The organism is Burkholderia guangdongensis (assembly GCF_013403875.1).
Classification (GTDB): Bacteria; Pseudomonadota; Gammaproteobacteria; order Burkholderiales; family Burkholderiaceae; genus Burkholderia; species Burkholderia guangdongensis.
Genome location: NZ_JACBNX010000016.1, coordinates 212535 through 228780, shown reverse-complemented (window position 1 = coordinate 228780; position 16246 = coordinate 212535). Strand labels below are relative to the sequence as shown.

At 62.4% G+C, this 16246-nt stretch carries 19 protein-coding genes; 3 read left to right on the top strand and 16 right to left on the bottom strand.

Annotation, left to right across the window (positions count from 1 at the left end):
• Positions 1-5: 5 nt before the first annotated feature.
• The 15 genes from virB11 to HZI36_RS16745 form a co-directional block, all read right to left on the bottom strand.
• Entirely contained in the window at positions 6-1124 is a 1119-nt protein-coding gene (gene virB11 / locus HZI36_RS16815; RefSeq protein ID WP_179403775.1) for a P-type DNA transfer ATPase VirB11, read from the bottom strand.
• Positions 1121-2356 carry a type IV secretion system protein VirB10 gene (gene virB10 / locus HZI36_RS16810; RefSeq protein WP_179403774.1) on the bottom strand — a complete coding sequence of 412 codons (1236 nt, stop codon included), beginning with the start codon at positions 2354-2356 and terminating at the stop codon, positions 1121-1123. The genes virB11 and virB10 overlap by 4 nt, the downstream gene beginning before the upstream one ends.
• A complete protein-coding gene (locus tag HZI36_RS16805; RefSeq protein ID WP_179403773.1) occupies positions 2349-3173 on the bottom strand; it encodes a TrbG/VirB9 family P-type conjugative transfer protein in 825 nt (274 codons plus the stop codon). Before HZI36_RS16805 ends, virB10 begins: the two co-directional genes overlap by 8 nt.
• On the bottom strand, positions 3170-3874 hold the full coding sequence (locus tag HZI36_RS16800; protein WP_179403772.1) for a VirB8 family type IV secretion system protein: 705 nt from the start codon (positions 3872-3874) through the stop codon (positions 3170-3172). Before HZI36_RS16800 ends, HZI36_RS16805 begins: the two co-directional genes overlap by 4 nt.
• 210 nt (positions 3875-4084) lie before the next feature.
• Complete coding sequence (gene virB5 / locus HZI36_RS16795; RefSeq protein ID WP_179403771.1) at positions 4085-4780, bottom strand: P-type DNA transfer protein VirB5; 696 nt, start codon at positions 4778-4780, stop codon at positions 4085-4087.
• A 16-nt stretch (positions 4781-4796) separates the two neighbouring features.
• Positions 4797-5954 carry a TrbL/VirB6 family protein gene (locus tag HZI36_RS16790; RefSeq protein ID WP_179403770.1) on the bottom strand — a complete coding sequence of 386 codons (1158 nt, stop codon included), beginning with the start codon at positions 5952-5954 and terminating at the stop codon, positions 4797-4799.
• Positions 5951-8419, bottom strand: a complete 2469-nt coding sequence (locus tag HZI36_RS16785) for a VirB4 family type IV secretion/conjugal transfer ATPase (RefSeq protein ID WP_179403769.1) — start codon at positions 8417-8419, stop codon at positions 5951-5953. Before HZI36_RS16785 ends, HZI36_RS16790 begins: the two co-directional genes overlap by 4 nt.
• 1 nt (position 8420) lies before the next feature.
• Positions 8421-8741: a VirB3 family type IV secretion system protein gene (locus tag HZI36_RS16780; RefSeq protein WP_179403768.1), complete on the bottom strand. Its 321-nt coding sequence runs from the start codon at positions 8739-8741 to the stop codon at positions 8421-8423.
• Positions 8742-8758: 17 nt separating this feature from the next.
• Entirely contained in the window at positions 8759-9100 is a 342-nt protein-coding gene (locus tag HZI36_RS16775; RefSeq protein ID WP_179403767.1) for a TrbC/VirB2 family protein, read from the bottom strand.
• Between the two features lie 50 nt (positions 9101-9150).
• Positions 9151-9804: a transglycosylase SLT domain-containing protein gene (locus tag HZI36_RS16770; protein WP_179403766.1), complete on the bottom strand. Its 654-nt coding sequence runs from the start codon at positions 9802-9804 to the stop codon at positions 9151-9153.
• Positions 9804-10379 carry a hypothetical protein gene (locus HZI36_RS16765; RefSeq protein ID WP_179403765.1) on the bottom strand — a complete coding sequence of 192 codons (576 nt, stop codon included), beginning with the start codon at positions 10377-10379 and terminating at the stop codon, positions 9804-9806. Before HZI36_RS16765 ends, HZI36_RS16770 begins: the two co-directional genes overlap by 1 nt.
• Before the next feature lie 336 nt (positions 10380-10715).
• Positions 10716-11051 (bottom strand): hypothetical protein, encoded by a 336-nt coding sequence (locus HZI36_RS16760; RefSeq protein ID WP_246327108.1) that lies wholly within the window; start codon positions 11049-11051, stop codon positions 10716-10718.
• On the bottom strand, positions 10993-11226 hold the full coding sequence (locus HZI36_RS16755) for a helix-turn-helix transcriptional regulator (RefSeq protein WP_179403764.1): 234 nt from the start codon (positions 11224-11226) through the stop codon (positions 10993-10995). The genes HZI36_RS16760 and HZI36_RS16755 overlap by 59 nt, the downstream gene beginning before the upstream one ends.
• Before the next feature lie 116 nt (positions 11227-11342).
• Positions 11343-11906, bottom strand: a complete 564-nt coding sequence (locus HZI36_RS16750) for a hypothetical protein (RefSeq protein WP_179403763.1) — start codon at positions 11904-11906, stop codon at positions 11343-11345.
• A 262-nt stretch (positions 11907-12168) separates the two neighbouring features.
• Complete coding sequence (locus HZI36_RS16745; RefSeq protein WP_343050236.1) at positions 12169-12576, bottom strand: ACT domain-containing protein; 408 nt, start codon at positions 12574-12576, stop codon at positions 12169-12171.
• A 207-nt stretch (positions 12577-12783) separates the two neighbouring features.
• Between HZI36_RS16745 and HZI36_RS16740 the strand changes: the two genes are divergently transcribed.
• The 3 genes from HZI36_RS16740 to HZI36_RS16730 all read left to right on the top strand — a co-directional run bounded on the left by HZI36_RS16740 (position 12784) and on the right by HZI36_RS16730 (position 15611).
• Positions 12784-13728: a fatty acid desaturase family protein gene (locus HZI36_RS16740; RefSeq protein WP_179403761.1), complete on the top strand. Its 945-nt coding sequence runs from the start codon at positions 12784-12786 to the stop codon at positions 13726-13728.
• The gene (locus HZI36_RS16735; protein WP_179403760.1) at positions 13721-15064 is read left to right on the top strand and encodes an SLC5/6 family protein; all 1344 of its coding nucleotides are present in this window, start codon (positions 13721-13723) and stop codon (positions 15062-15064) included. The genes HZI36_RS16740 and HZI36_RS16735 overlap by 8 nt, the downstream gene beginning before the upstream one ends.
• 70 nt (positions 15065-15134) lie before the next feature.
• Positions 15135-15611, top strand: a complete 477-nt coding sequence (locus tag HZI36_RS16730; RefSeq protein ID WP_179403759.1) for an AAA-type ATPase lid domain-containing protein — start codon at positions 15135-15137, stop codon at positions 15609-15611.
• 112 nt (positions 15612-15723) lie between these two features.
• Here HZI36_RS16730 and HZI36_RS16725 read toward each other — a convergent pair whose 3' ends face one another.
• A complete protein-coding gene (locus tag HZI36_RS16725) occupies positions 15724-16056 on the bottom strand; it encodes a DUF4148 domain-containing protein (protein ID WP_179403758.1) in 333 nt (110 codons plus the stop codon).
• Between the last annotated feature and the right edge of the window lie 190 nt (positions 16057-16246).

Genomic DNA, 16246 nt, shown 5'->3' with positions numbered 1-16246 from the left:
CGCCCCTACACGAACGCGGTGCGCGCCTTGCGCACCGGATCGAACCAGACTTCGGTCATGCCCCAGCGCCTGCCGGTCTGCTCACCCAACGCATTGAAGACCGGGCGCACCTCCATGTGGGCAACGACATCGATGGTCAGGAACAGCAGGCGCTTGAGCGCGACATCGTCCCAGGCGGCCGCCTCCGGGTGTTCCTTGGCCATCAACGCGAAGCGTTCGATCGCGACGGTCGCATTGGGCGCGTGGTAGCTCGTGATCGCACCCGCGTGCCCGGTCGTCAGGAGCTTCAGGAAGTCATAGGCTTCGGCGCCGCGCAACTCGGCCAACAGCACACGATCCGGACGCATGCGCATCGTGCTCGCGATCAGATCCGCAGGCGTCACGCGCGCCTGGCCGTGCCCGCCCTTGCTGTACAGCAGGTGAACGCAGTTCTCGATGTGCCGGATGAATAGCTCGCGGACGTCCTCGATCGTCACGATTCGCTCGGTCGCCGGAATCGAGCGGCACAGGGTCTTCATGAAACTGGTCTTGCCGGAACCCGTATTGCCGACCACCGCAATGTTGAGCCGGCCCATCACCGCCCCGACAAAGAATGCGCCCCAATCCCGCGCATCCAGGCACTGAACGAGCCTTCGATCATCGGCGCGCAGTCCGGGCAACGCAACGTCGAGCCCATCCGGGCGGTGCCATATCGTGTCGTCGAACAGGCCCTCGTCACGATAGGCATCGAGCGTCTTCTCTTGCGCGGACGGACGGCGGATCGTGACCGACACAGTTCGCGGCGGCACGACCGGCGGCACTACTATCTGGATGCGCGCGTCCCCCGGCAGCAGGGCCGACAGGACAGGATGCTGGGCCGAGATTTCCTGGTTGGTCAGCGTGGCCACCGCCACAGCGAACGACATCAGACGGTCAAAATCGAGATCCCGGCAATCGTGGCCGTGCCAGCCGAGCGCATTCTCGGTCAGAACACGCTGCGGCTGGTTGATCACCAACTCCGTCACGTCGGGATCGTCGAGCAGCGGCGCGAATGGTCGCATCAGTTCGCGTACCGACGCGTCATCGGGCAGTCGGGCGAGGACCGTGTCGCGGGACGCATCCGGCAGGTACGTATGAGGCATCATCTCGGGCCCTCCGGCAGCAGGGCATATACCGATCCGAAGTCCAGATCGCGTGCAATCACGATCGTGAACTCCGCGCCCTGGTTCTGCGTCAGCGTCGGCGGGATATTGATCGTGCTGTCGAGCACGCGCGTGGCCATGTCGTTGCCCTGCTGCTGCGTGCTCTGGAACACCAGCGGTCCGTTGGTGTTGCCGCCGCGCGTCGACAGATAGCCAATCGCGTCCTGGGTGATGCCGAGCAACATCGCCGCGCCGATACGTTGGCGCCAGTGGTTGTTCACGTAGCCGTCGATGCCCATGCGGCCGAGCGCGTCAGCCGCGGGCGAATCGATCTCGACGGTCACGCCGTTGGGCGTCTTGATACGGGCCGACAGCACGAACACCCGCTTCTGACCCGGCGATAGGTTCGAGCGATACTGGCTGTTGATCTGCGAACCACGTTCGATCAGCACTACGCTGCCATTGTCGGAATACACGTTCTTCGTGACCGTGCACGTCGAGAGACCGGCTTCGGTCGAATTGAACGCTGTATCACCCACGCAGTCGATCTTGGCGCCCTGCGCAAGCACCAGACTCCGGTTGCCGAGCGTCCCAGCCTGCACGCGCGGCGTGACGGTCGGCGTCAAGGCCTGGGCGAGCGCGCCGCCCCCCTGCCCCGGACCTTGAGCTAATGCCCCCGCGCCGCTGGTGACGGTGGCTGCCACCGAGGACGCCACGCCTGCCATTCCACCGGGCTCCGGCACGCCGGACAACCCGCCCGCCGAGTCTTGTCCACCGCCAGTTGCGAGCAGCGGCGCATCGTAATAGCTGTGGGTCGCCACGGCGTGCATCGTGCGAGCAGGCGCCTCCGTACCCGACGCCGACATGGGACGAGCAGCAACGGCGCTTACGGGTACCGGAGCCGAGGCCGCGCTACCGACCGACGACGCAGGCAGATCCTTGAACACGCGGCCCTGAGAAGATGTATCCGCCACCGAATCGCGCCGCGCCTTCGCTTCGGCATCGTGCCGGGCGAGAAAGCCGTGCACGGTCCAGACCGCACCGGCGCCGACCACCAGCACGATCACGACCGGCGTCAGCCACCAGGCGCGCGGACGGGCACCACGGTATTGCCCTAGCGCAGGCATACCGCGATCCGCAGCAGTGCCCGATGCTCCCGCGCTCTGGTCGCGTCCAGGCTGCGAGCCGGAGGCATCGTCGGGCTCGATCATATTGCGCGGGGTATCGTCATTCATCGCCGTGACTCCGCAGAACACGCTTCACCCCGTTGACCGTCGTGCCGTCACGGGGCGGCACGCCGTCCATGTCGTAAGCGTCGTTCCAGATTCCGACGACCTCATTGCTGAGCCGCAGCACGAATCGTTTCGCGACCTCGTGTACGACGATCGTGTCGCCTTCGATGTGCTTGTCGACCACGCTTTCCGTGCCGTTATCGGCCACCCGGAAGATCGCCGGCATGCGTCGGTTATTGGGAATGCGTAGATAGGTAAAGCGCCCGTCGTCCCATGCCGCAGTCGGCGTGATGTCGTCGGAGTTCGGCATGACCTGCATCGAGTACCGCGCGTTACGCACGCCGGGCGGCTGCGCCAGGCGCTTCGCGACCAGCGCCGCGTCCGAATCCCCCTGCGCCTGTTTCGCCAACTCGTCCGGATAGACGAAGGTCACGCGGTACATCACACGGTGGTTGCCGAACTTCGCCTTGAGCGGCAGCACCACCAGATCGAAGCTGTAGCTGCGACGGTCGGTGCGAATTTCGAGATTCGAGTCGTGCGCGGCGAGCTGCGGCTTCAGGTACACGTCGTGATCGCCCCTGTTCGCGACGACCTGCCAGCCGTCCCGGTCTCCGGGCGCAACGACCTGAATCCGCTCGTGCGGATCGAGCGCGATGTGCGTGGCAAAGCCGCGCTGCGCTTCGACGCGTACCACCTCGTCCCCGTGATAGATCACGTGGCGAACGCGCGAGTCGTCGTTCCATCCGGGCAGATCGAACGCGTGAGCCAACCCCGCGAACAACAAGCCCGTCAGCGCGATACCCAAGGGAAGGGTTCTCATGGCGTGCGTCCCGCCGCCGCAGCGGACGCCGGCGGCGTATATTCCGCATCCCGGCTATAGGCCGTGACCTTGAAGCCGAACGGATTGGCGATCGCCACGCTCTCACGCGTGAATACGGGCGGCCGGTAGGTATAGGCCAGCGTGATCACGAAACGCTGCGTGGGTTCGGCATGGGCCTCGCCGTTCTTGAACGACGTGCGCTCGACATGCACGACCGCATGACCGGGCTCGTCGGGCGGCAGCGTGATCGAGAGAATCCGGATGCGCCGCTCGGCACCAGGACCCAACTGCCGATCCAGTGCATCGGGACCGCTGTAGATGCCGCGATAATCTCGGGCGACCACGTCGTCGCTCATCGCGAGCACGCTGTCGTAGTCCATCTGCAGCAGCCCCCAGTCGTAGCGCTCGCGCGCACGCACATAGGTCTCGACCCAGTGCTTGTCCTGGATCTCCTTCGTATGCACATGGCGCGCGTCGAGCACGTCGATCACCTGGGATTCGCCCGTCAAACGATCGACCTCGATCGGCAGCGGTACCACGCGATAGAACGGCACCATCACCGCGAGCGCCGTGGCGCTGAGCACCGCGACGCCAATCGCCGCATAGGCGACATGCCAGGCGCGCCGCTCGGAACGCTCCTGCAGGTGGGTCAGCGACGCCTCGATGTCGAGCACCCGGCCATAGTCGTGCGACGCGCTCATGACCGGTCTCCCACGTCCGGGGAGACGGGCTGGTCCGGCGCAGCCGGCATCGTCGTTGGCGCATCGGGCACCGGCGGCACGCGATTGACCGGTACACGATGCAGGCCGTCCGGCAACACGGGCTTCGGCGGCCCGCTGGTGCAGGCGGCCAAGCTCCAGGCGAGGCACCCGGCTAACGTCAGGGAGGTCAGAATGGACATGACAAGCCCCTCAGTTTCCGAACGACGCTGGGACCATCTGGTCCTGCAGCCGGTTGGTCTTGCCCGCCCGGCTCAGCACCAGTTCGCTCTGCTGCTCGGCCACGAGCTTGTCCTCGGTCTCGGCCAGCATCCGGAAGAGCTGCAGCTTGGTCATCTCGTTGCCGACCGCCGTGGATTCAGCCTGGATACGCGCCTGCAACTCCGCGACGCCCTTCGGGTCCTGCGTCGCGTCGATCTGTTGCGCAAGGCTCTGGATCTGGTTCAGTTCCTGCATCTCGGTCTGGTACGCCTGCAGGCCGAACGCCTTGTCCTGATAGGGCTTGTTGAGCGCGCGCTGGCACACCTGCTGGTCGATCCCGCTTTGGTCCTCGCAGTTGTAGATCTGGCTGGCCGAACGCAACGCCTGCGCGTTGCCGGTCAGGCCCGCATAGCCGCCGTTCTGGATCGCCGTATAGACGCTCTGCCAGTTCGACGGCAACGAGTTGGCGACGACCGGATTGCTCAGGAGCGCGCCGAAGCCCCGCGTGCCGACCGTCGACTGGTAGATCTGGATTTCCTGCTGCACTTGCTGCTTGAGTTGGCCCACGGTGGCAATGGCCTGCACGACGTTCTGCGCGTCATAGACCGGGATACCCTGCGCCTGAGCACCCACGCACCACGCTGCCCACACGAATGCGGCGCGCATCCATCTGTTTCGTCCATTCATGGTCATCACTTCCTCTTCAACTGCCCTGCTGACCCAGATTCGCGCGCGCGGCGCGCTGATATGCCGGCGTCGTGCCACCGCCCGATCCACCACCCGAGCCCGTCCGGTCGCGAATCTCGCCACCGGAGCGCGGTCCTCGACCGTTACGGTTGAACGCCCGTCCGATCGCCGTCACGAGGCTTCGCGACGCCACACCCGCCATGAATGCACCGAAGCCCGACAGGGTTGCGCCGCCAGACAGGCCCGCCGCCACGGATGGCAACTGCCAGCCGACCATCGCGAGGAACACGCCGGTCGCAAACAGACCAATCGCGGCGGCCGCCGCCGCGGCGTCGTCAAGGGAGGCGGAAATGGCTTGCACCAGGGCCGACGCATCGGCGCCGGGTGAACTGCCCGTCGCATGGAGCGAAGTGAGATCGGCCGAGAACGCCGTGAGCGCCATACCAAGGAAGGCGGCGACGAGAACCTGCAACAACGCGTAATTGGCGACCTTGGCGGTCCACGCCTCGAAAAAGCGTGCGGTCGGCGCGAACGCTGCGCAAGCGATGAAGATCGGCCCGAGCCCGAGCACAAGATCGAGCAGCATGCGCGCCATGACGACCTCGAAGGCCAGGACGATCAGGAAGATCGAGCCGCCGAGCGCGGCCACCAGTCCGCACAAGAAATCGCCGATCGCCGCGGCCAAGCCGCTCGGGCTGATTCCTTCGTGCGTCGCCTTGTCGAAGTAGGCGTCCATCACGAGATCAATCTGCTGGTCGTAGCAGTCGAGCGTCTGGTAAATGCTGGTCGCGGCACCCTGCCCTGTCACGCTGCTGCCGTTGGCCGAGCCGCATCCCGGATTGCCACCACCTGATGTATTCGCCGCGTTCTGGATCGTCTGGGCGAGCCCCGACGTCACCCCGTCGACGGCGGTCACGACCTGCTGTTGGTATATCCCGGCGCTCAGCGCGAACGCGAGCGTGATCGCAACCGTCAACCCTCGCCAGGCAAAGGCCGGCACCGCCTCGTGAGCTTCGCCACGCACCACCGCGAGGCCATAGGCGAGTATCCAGATCGTGACGGCTGTGGTCACGGCAGGCACGAGTGCCCCCGAAAGCGCTGACGATACGTTCGTGACGTAGGTCGACATCCCGTTTTCGAGGGTACCGCCCATGGCGGTAAAGAGGCCGCTCATCGCGCACCTCCCGGCCCCGGCAATCGAGACGAGCGTGCGCTGACCTGGGCCGCCCGGCGCTGCGCAAGCTGCTCATGGAAGACGGGTAACCAGTCTCGTGGCGCGTCGCCGACCTGAGCGCGGATCGTGTCGAGCAGTTCCACGTTGTCGGTCGTGCCGGACAGCACGTCGAGCACGTCACCGAGCCCCGCGAGATCGAGCCGGCCGATGGCCGAGCGATGGCCCTGCTTGACGAGAAACAGGCGGCTGTTCTCACCCAGATTGCGCACAATATTGAATTCGGCCTCGGTCAGCTTGAAGCCGTGCACGTAATCGTCGTAGTCGGCACGCGGATTCGGCAGGAAGAAGAACGTCGCGCTCTGCTCAGTCAGCGCACTCGCGATGTCGCTGCGCAGCACATCGGCCGGTGACTGGGTATCGAAAATTCCGAGCCCGTTCTGTTTGCGGATCGTCTTCTGCTTGTTCTTCGCAAAATCCGTGAAGACCGGGTCACCCAGGCGCTTCCAGAATTCGGTCATCACGTAGATGAAGCGCCGCCCGTCGATCAGGTTCTCGGTCCGATGCAGCAGGTACATCGTGACGGGTGTCGACACCTCCGCGTCGTCGAGCAGTTCGGTATCGTCGAAACCGAAGAGGTTCGCGTGCGCCAGATCAATACGGTCGGTCGGGTTGTCGAGCACCCAACCCAGACGTCCGCCCGCACACCATTTGGCAAGCCGCGCATACAGGCTGTTTTCGCCTACGTTCGGTAGGAGCTGCCGTACCATCGACAGGCGGCGCAAACGCTTGTCCATGCGAGCGACCTCGCGCACGGCGCGCGAGATGTCGAGTTCATCCTTCGCGGACAGCGGCTCGCCGATGTCGACCAGTTTGCGCACAAGGCGCTCCCAGAAGTCGATCACGGGCTCATCCGGTGCCATCTGGAATGGGTTCAGCTCGGTCGGCTCGCCGCGGCGGAACACGGTATAGGTGCCCCCCATCGCGCGAATTGCGATCTCCGTGCCGCGGTCCTTGTCGAACAGCACCGCCGTGATGTCGTACTTGGTCGCCATCGCCAGCAGGAACAGTTCGAGCACCGTCTTGCCCGCACCGGCCCGGCCGATGATCTGAGTGTTGGCGAGCGCCTTCTCGTCGAGCGAGTCCTGCTTGTCCGGTGTCGCGTGGAAGTTCAGATAGAGCGGCTGGCCGCTGGGCGTCTTGACGATCGTGATCGCCTCGCCCCACGGATTGCCATCGCGCTTGCCTGTCGCGAAGTTGTGCAGGCTCGACAGGCCGCAGAAGTTGCGCGACGTGAGCTTCGCCTCGCGCGGCCGGTAGCGCCAGTTAGCCGGTAGCTGCGCAAACCAGGCCGCGTCAGCCACGAGATCGATCAGCGCCGTCTGGAAACCTGCATCGGCCAGTTGCGTGCGGGCCTTCGCCACGCTTCTCGATACTTCGTCCAGCGTGTCGCCGAGCACGGCCAGCGAATAGTGATATTCACCGAGGACGAAATCGCCGTTAATCAGGTGATCGAGCGCCCGATCGATCGCTTCGACCTGGGACAGAGCGACATCCTCGCCCGCGATGAGCTGATTGCGCTGCCGCTCCAGTGCTTCCTTCGCCGTAGGCTTGTCGAGGATCGTGAAGCTCTGCGTCTCGATATACTCGAAGTCGCCGTACAGCAGGCCATTGAGCATGCCCGGCTCGGTGTCTTCCGGATAATCCTTGAGGTCGAGCATCGCGGCGAAGCGGGTCGCCGCCGGCATGCGGATTTCGATTTTCTCGGCCCCGACGAAGAGGCGCGAGATCGGCAGCGCCTCACGAATCGGCCCAGAGGGCACCGGGTCGCGCTCCCAGACCGCATTGACCAGATAGCCGAGCAGTTCCAGTGCCGACGAATAACGGCGCGGAGCCGGCGTAAAGGGACTGGGCCGGGTATAGACACCGAGCGCGACCGGATCGTAGGGTTTGAGGCTCGACTCAACCTGGGCGGCGAGCTCCGCCATCACCTTCAGCGCGTCGAGCTGGTCACGCCGGATATCGGCACGCGTGCGGCGTGCCGCACGGCTGAAGACACGGCCGAGCCGGGTGCGGTTCGGCCGGTAGACCACCGTCAGATACAGCTCGTTGGCCATCATCCGGTAGCCGGCAAAACTCGCGTAGTAGCGCGTGGCCAGCTCCTCGCAGAAACGGTTGCGATACTGCGTCGAGAACTGATCCGACACGCGCCGGCGCAGGCGATGCGACCACAGGGCCACATGCCCGCCCGCGAGCCCACGCACGAACTGGTTGAACCCATCGTGCCGCGCGAGGATATCGGCCGGATCGGCTGCCTCGAACGCAATGCCAGCGATCTTCCAGATCTGCAGGTAGTCGCCTTCGCGCGTCTTGATGACGTGATCGCTCACATGCGTCGAGTACGGGATATAGGCCGCAAGCGGCACTTCCCGGTTCGCCACGGAAACGAGTTGTGGTTCGGCCGGCATGTCACGCCCTCCTCTTCAAGCGCACCGGCACATAGGTATGCATGCCCCAGAAGCGGCGATTGCCCTGGCGCAGCACCATGCGAATGCGCAGCGCGTACTGCGCAAGGCGCTGGTCGTCATGGCGCGTGATCACCCGCATCGCGACGAACACGGGAATCATCAGGAAGAGGACCGCGACGCCCAGCGGCGGGCTCGCGAGCAGTGCCCAGATGGACGGGATCAGCATGCCGCCACCGACCATCAGGAATGGCACGAGCGGGACGCCCCAGAGCATCGCGGGACGCGTGCAGCCCTTGAAGACGGGATCCTTGAGCGAGTGCATGGTTCGGCGCTCCCGGATCAGCTCGTCGGAATCAGCATGCCGGCGATCACGGTCGCGCAGCCGACGAAGAGCCCGCCGATGAACACGTTCGCAATATCGCCGAACCGGGCGTGCTGGAACATCATCCGGAAGCCCGCCCAGATGATGGAAATCGAACAAATCACGCCCCCCACACCGAGCAAGGTTGTCTGGATCGTGTTCAGCAGCGTATTGACCTGGGAGAGTTGCGCCCATGCCGGCGACATCATCTGCAGCCCCGCAACCGTCACGGCGAGCCGGCGCGCCACGCAACCATTCGACTGAGCCGCAATCAGGCTTTGCTGGCGACGCTTCCATTTAATTCGTATTCCAAAATTCATGATGGATTCCTATCCGCTCGAAATGTCCGTAATGTCGTCTGGTCGCCGGGCTAGAACACGACGGCGCTATGGTCTGAATCACCGCCGACCGCCGCCGGTGAGGGTTTGGCCGGCTCGGATACCGGCTCCCTAACCGATCGAGATCGCTTCGGCCGAACCGGAATACCCGAATCGACCGGAACAACAGGAATCGGCACAATGGCCGGCACGACAACGGGTGCCGGTGATGCCGCCGGAACGCCGGCGTTGTTGACCACCCGCTGCACATACCCCGTGCGATAGCCCGTCGAAAAGTTGCCGCTGGCGTAGCAGGAGAGGCTCGCGCGCAGTGTCGACTGTGAGTCGGGCCGGGCATTCGCTCGCGCGCGCCGTGCCAGTTCGAAACAGCCCTGCAGGATCGTGGCCCCTGCTGCCAAGTTGCGGCACGGATCAAAGGCACTGCGCTCGTTCAGTCCGTGTGCATGCCAGTTCGCGCGATTCACCTGCGCCAGCCCCACACTGAAATTCCAGCCGCCGGCGGCAAGCGCCTGTGCGGTCGCGACTGCCTCGGCCTCGCTCGCCGGCTGACGCAACAGCGCACCGTGGACGACCCCGATCGCAAACGGGTTGAAGCCAGATTCGGTCCGCACGATGGCTTCCATCGTCGACAGAGAGACCTGGGGCGCACACTGTTGCGCGAGCGTGATGAAATCGAGCGGTGCCATTACCGCCCCCCACCGGCGACGCCGTCAGGCTGTTCGGTCTGCTGCAGGAACAGGGCGGCCGATCGTGACGGGTCATACGGCACCTGCGGGCCGCCCGCGCCGTAGAACTCGGTGATCGTGCGATCCTGACCACTCACGTCCCACCAGACGCGGGTATAGAGTTGGTTATCGATATCGACGTTGATTGCCCCGGTCGCGCGGCACAGCAGTTCGCTCTGCTCCGGGCCACCCCAATAAAGCAGGTCCTCCCGGCAGTAGCCACCGCTCGCGAACGTGTTGGTCGCAGACGCCCCCTGCGAGCCGCCCGATCCGAAATCGCAAGTCGGAAAGGGATCGCCATGACGCAATGCGGCCCACAGCTTCTCTATCGGCGGCACGCATGCGCTGTACTGCTCGGGGCCGCCCGGATTGGACAAACACAGAAGAACCTGGCAGCCCCAGTCGTCTGCACGTGCCAGACCAGGAACAAAGACCGACATACCGGCAAATAACGCCAGCGCAAACGCCCATCGGCGTAGAGTTGTGCACCTCGCGCGCACTCGCCGCCCAGCCTCTGCCAATTGAATCCGTTCCATGACTCACTTCCCTCCATCCATGCAGCACCGACGCATGCAGACGGACGCGAAAAAAAGAACCCGCGGCGCCGGGGAGGCTGACCGTGGGCTCAAGGGGGATCGAGAAATGGAAGGTGCAGCTTGCAGCTGCAGGCACATGCCATGACAAGGTCGCCGTACGCACGCATCCGTCAATACGTCGGGGCCGCTCACGCGTACTCGGTCGCACCAATCGCACATTGGCACGTTGACCGGACCAGGTTGTCGAACTACCAGTGGGCAGTGACAGTCGCCGGGCGAGACTTGGGCGCGCCGGTCATCTGCACTGCTTCCGGCACAACGCCGGACTGTTCTACTTCACAACTTCTTCGTCAGCAGGCTCAACAGCGCCTGCTTGGCGGATGCCAACTCAAGCTCATACCGGCACCACGGATATCGTGGAATGCCGAGTCGTCGGCAGATCACCTCGCGACCAGCACGCCACAAATACGCCATGCGGAGCAGATCGCGCTGACGCACGGCGAGCCGCCGCCATGCCTGCTCGATTTGAGCCGCATCAGTCGGATCGCGGGAGCCGCGGCTTGCACTCGCCCAGTTGTCGAGACGGGCATCGATCGAGCGCAGAGCCATTTGCTCAGGCATCGCGAACCTCGTCATCAGACGCGGGAGCGCGATATCCAGCGGGATCTTCAAGAAAATGCTCGATATCCGATGCGCGCCAGCCGACAGCCCGTTCTCCCAGACGAATCGGACGGGGGAATGTTCCGTCCTGTATCCGCTGGTAGATGGTCGAACGTTTCAGACCGACTTCCTGTTCGACCTGGCTGCGCCGTAATATCGCGCCCGTTGCCCGCAGTTGAACCGACATCGCCCACCTCCCTTTGTCCTGCCCGAATGAGTTGCTGCATACGTCCCATTCAAGCAGCGGAGGTGCCTGACGGGCAATTCCGTCATATCGTCGGAATGTCCCGTCGAGAAATACGTTCAGCGATGGCGACCGTCCATTTCGTTAACCGAGTCCGGCCGCAATGCGGCGGCGAAGGTCTGCGCGCTGCGCGATGCTTCGCCATTAGCCTGCCCCTTGAGGCCAAGCTTCTCGTCGATGGCTCGCGCGACGGTGGAAGACTTCGGCGGTCGGTCGGGATCCCACTCCGACCAGTACTCCCCCATCACGTCGAAGAGCGCCTCGAGTGTGCGCGTCAGATGAGGAAGCTGGACGGTCACGCCGCCGGCTGACTCGTCCGCAATGGACGTGTACGCGGAATTGCGCGACGGCCCTTCGACATTGGGTTGGCGCTCGACACCGGATACAGACGATCGCTCGAGCTTTCGCTCCAGATGCGTCGCCCAGACGTGATGCATGAAGACCGTTCTGGCAATGGCGAGTTCGAGCAATTCAATGCGGCGATCACGCTTACGAAGGCGATCAGTCAGGCGCGAAATAAGTGCCTTCGATTCTTCGCTTCGTCGACGCCAATAGTCGAAGCTCAGTTGCGCATCCGCTTCATTTGAGCTTGGATCCGGACGATCATCGGTCGATTCGGACATTCTTGCGGCCCTCCAGCTCCGGGCGAGGCCACTGGATATCGACATCGATGTTGCGAGTTCGACGCGACTGGATCAGTTTCCTATGCTCTCGCTCCTTGATGATTCGTCGTATGCCATTTTCGTTCTTCAATCTATTGAATAGGTATCCTACCTGCAAGACTTAACGTACTGGCTCAACACAATCTGTTTGCAGTCAAGGAAAACTCACCAATCCAAGCGATCCGGGAAGCATGGCTCAAGCGTCGGCCACACTCGCAAAAATTTACGCGTTGGCCGAGGCCGCGATTTCTCGCAGCAATGCCATCGCATGGTCAGCCCGCTGAACTGGAACGAGGATGTGATCATGGAAGTACCCGGCAATCACATTGCACGAAATGCCGGCGTCCGCAAGCTTGCGACTGATGACGGCGAGGAATCCGACCGCTTCGAGGCTCGAGTGAACCGACAGGGTAATGAGGCGAGCATCGAACGTATAGGGCAAGCCGAGACGTTCAGCGTCTGCGTGCTCCACGATCGCAGTGAGTCCTTCATGCTCTCGCATGGTACAGAGCGTCGACAACCCTGCCGGCACGATGAAGTCGGGAAAAGAACAATAGACATAGATGGGCTCCGCCATCACCGGACTGAGCGTCGCGCATAGTTTGACCAGGCCTTTTTCGCTCAACGTCACGTCTCCTTGGAAAACTGCCCCGTAATGTATCAACGGCGGCGCTCACGCGCATGCATTTAAAAATACTCGTCGCCGTATAGCCGTTTTAATCGCTCCTTCTTTGGATCGGCCGGCCACCTATGATCGGAGCATTGTCTCGATAGATTCATGAACGGATCGCAGAGTCCGGACAGTCGGGGGTGCTCTCGTCACCTAAAGGAGTCTGCGATGCGTTCGACTGCTTCATCCCCAGTCGCTGCCGATCAGGCAGCAATCCAATCCTCGATTGCCATCTCAGGAGCAGCCTGGCCCACCCCACAGCCCAACGTCTGGCGATCGTTACTGGACATCGCCGCAGACTGGGCCATCATATGCGTTGCCGTCTGCGGAGCAGACTGGATGGGTAAATGGATCATTCCGCTCGCAGTCTTCGTGATCGGCAACCGACAGCGAGCACTCGGCAATCTGTTGCACGAGGCTGGACACCAGAATCTGAGCGCCCAACGCAGCGTCAACGACAGGATAGCCCATATCCTCCTTGCCCCTCCACTCTTCAATAGTCTCGCGTTCTATCGTCAGCAGCATGCACGGCATCACGCCTGGTTAGGTGATCGCCCCCAAGATCCTGATTTCCTTCCACGTTTAACCCGCCAAGGCGATCGATGGTTTCACGCGTATGCCCGCGTGCTGACCGATCCGAAGACATGGGCCGGTTCCCTCTTTGGGCACATCGCAGTCAAACGTCTTCCCCCACGCCAGCGGCTCGGCATCCTATTGTGGTGGGGAATATACGTGACCCTTCTGGCCATTACGATCGGCGTACATTTCGCACTTCTGTTCGTCTCGCTCTGGATGATCGCACGAGGCACGGTGTTTCACGCGATCACGACGTTCCGCGAGATGACTGACCACTACGGGCTGGAACCGAGGGGAATCTTCCGATACACCCGCGATATTCCCGATCATGGAATCGTTTCGATGCTCCTCCACCCGCATCACAATGGCTACCATCTCACGCACCACCTGTTCCCGCACATTCCTTACTTTCACCTTCCCGACGTGCATGCGCGCCTGAAAAAAATTCCTCTCTTCGTCCGGCACGCGATCACTTGCGCCAACTATCTGAGTGGGCCACACGCCGCCGTGGACGGCTGGGAAGCACAACATGGCTGATCGTACGCTGAACACGATGCAGGTCGGGACCATGCTCGTTTCGACGAGTTGCGGCATTGGCTTTCTTCTCGGGACTGGCGAGTTGGCGCTGCATCAGGGAATGGCTGGCTGTCTCTATGCCATCGCGACAGCGCTCGGTCTGATGCTGCTCGCCGTCTGCGCTCCGGCTCTCTGGACCGGTGGACAATCCGTCTGGAATCAACTCGACAAGCTCCATGGCCCTTCCGTCGGTCGCAACGTTGCGCTCCTGTCGCTCGTATGGATGACGGGTGTGCTCGCCGCACAGATTCGCGGCGGGGCTGCGGTGCTGGCGCTGATGGGGTTGCCACGAACTACCGCGGTCCTGCTGATCGTTGCCTTGCTCGTCATGCTGTCTCTCATCAGCCTGTCATGGCTCTCGGCGGGCTTCGCAATCTGCCTGCTCGCCTGCAACGTCGTTCTCGTGCACTCGCTGATCAGCACGGGACGAATCGATGTTTGGCTACATGCCCCCGTGAGTTTTGCCAAGGCCGTTCAACATAGTGCCCCGGCCCACACGGGATTCATTTTATTGTCGGTCGCCGTGATGGTCGTATGCGGCGCCGACTACCAACAGTTCACGATCACAGCCCGTAAACCGTCTACGGCTCGGGTGGGCTGCCTGCTTGCAGCCGCATTCGTGTTCGCGATGGGGTTCCTGCCGGCCTCTGCGGTAATTGCGAACGGAACAAACGTACATTGGCAGGACGTGGCCGATCCCGTACAGATCGTGCCAGTATTGCTCATGCACAGCCTTCCAGAACATTGGGCAAGCGCAGCGGAAAATCTTGTCATTATCGTGCTCGTCACAACGGCTTTGGGATCGGCAAGTTCGATCCTGCGAGCGATGTCCGATGCAACCGCAACGCTCGGCTCACCTTCCATCATGCGACCGGTCTGGTCGCGGGCGCTACCGGTGCTGCTCGGCACGCTGGTAGCGTCACGTCCTCAGAGCCTGGTCGATATGATGGTCGATCTCAATGTCGTCTATATCGCGGCGGTGGGGCCGCTCATGGCGCTCCGTGTGTCGCGCATCCGCGTATCTGATAGCGCCGCGAATGCCGTAATGGCGATCGCCTGCGCAATCTCACTGGGTGGTTACCTTGTTCGCTGGACTATCTCTGCTTCGCTCCCGGAAGCAGCTCCGCTAATCGTCTCAATCGCAGCCGCGCTTGCCGTTGCAGTTTCGTACCGACCGCACGTCATCACTTCATCGGCTGGCCATCTACGCCGCGTAGCAAGGATTGATGCCAGTTCCCGTGCTCAGTCCTCGACGGAGGGTTCGCCTGACTGCTCCTGTGAGGCGGAGAGCGGTTGAATTAGCGTCTTGCGCGCCTCACGCGTGATGACGTCACTGATTGCTTCGCGAACGTCTTGACGATATTCCGTTGCTCGCGGACCTGGCACTCAGTCAGTTCGCCGAGAGACGCGGCCAGCGTCTGAAGAAGCTCTCGGATCAGGCACTGGGATACCTTCAGAGTCAGTCCTGGCCGGGCAACGTGCGCCAACTTACGCATACTGTCGAACGTGCGGCGATCTTTAGCGATTCGGAAGTCATCTATGCGACCGATTTTGGTGTTGTCGAACCCGCCATTCTCGATACATTGGTTTCGCGTACGGTACGCGAATTCACGGATCAGCCGGTGCAACTTCGGCAGCTTGGGGGGGACGAATCTATGTGTCTCAGCAGCGCGGTCGAGCAGGTGGAAGAGCAACTCATCCGGAAAGCGATGGCGCAGTACAACGGTAACAAGAAACGTGTCACGTGTCGCCACCAGCCTGGGGATTTCCCGTTCTTATCTCTACAATCGACTGGCGCAGATCGGCTTGAGCAGCTGACTCGGATGGAAGACAACCGTCTATAAATAGTCAGCCTAACTAAATAGATTCATCGGAAACAGGCTGGTTGAGCAGTATCTGCATCCAACGATGCGGTGCGCCATCCTTGAACAGCATGGCGCACTGCTCAAAAGGCGCTTACTGGCTAGCGCCGGATGGAGCGGTTGCTTTCTTTTCCGCGTTTTGCAAATTCTGCGGATAGGAGGTCGAATCGCCTGCCGTGGGGTTGTATCCCGCGCCTTCCAGTTTCTTGATCTCGGCGGTATTCTTCGCCCGAGCGGCCTTATGCTCGGCCTTGCGCTTGGCCCGTGCGTCCTTGCGTGCCTGCTTCTTCGCTTCCATGGCGGTTGCCTTGGCATCCTGTGCGACAGGTTCGCTTGCGGGAGTTTGAGCGAGCACGGGTGCCGTTCCGGCAATCAGGAACGCTATGGTGGCAGCGACAGGCGTGAATTTTCTGATATGGATCTTCATCGTTTAACTCGCTATTTTGATTGATCACGATGTAACGGATTTGGGAATACCGCCTCTTTTTACACCCAACGCGTCGGCATGCAAATCGAGGCTTTTGAATCATAACCGCGCTACGTCGCGCGTGGTGACATCAGATTCGAATAAATCAAGGGGCGTAAAGCCGCGCGGCATTCCGGCACGTCGATGCGGT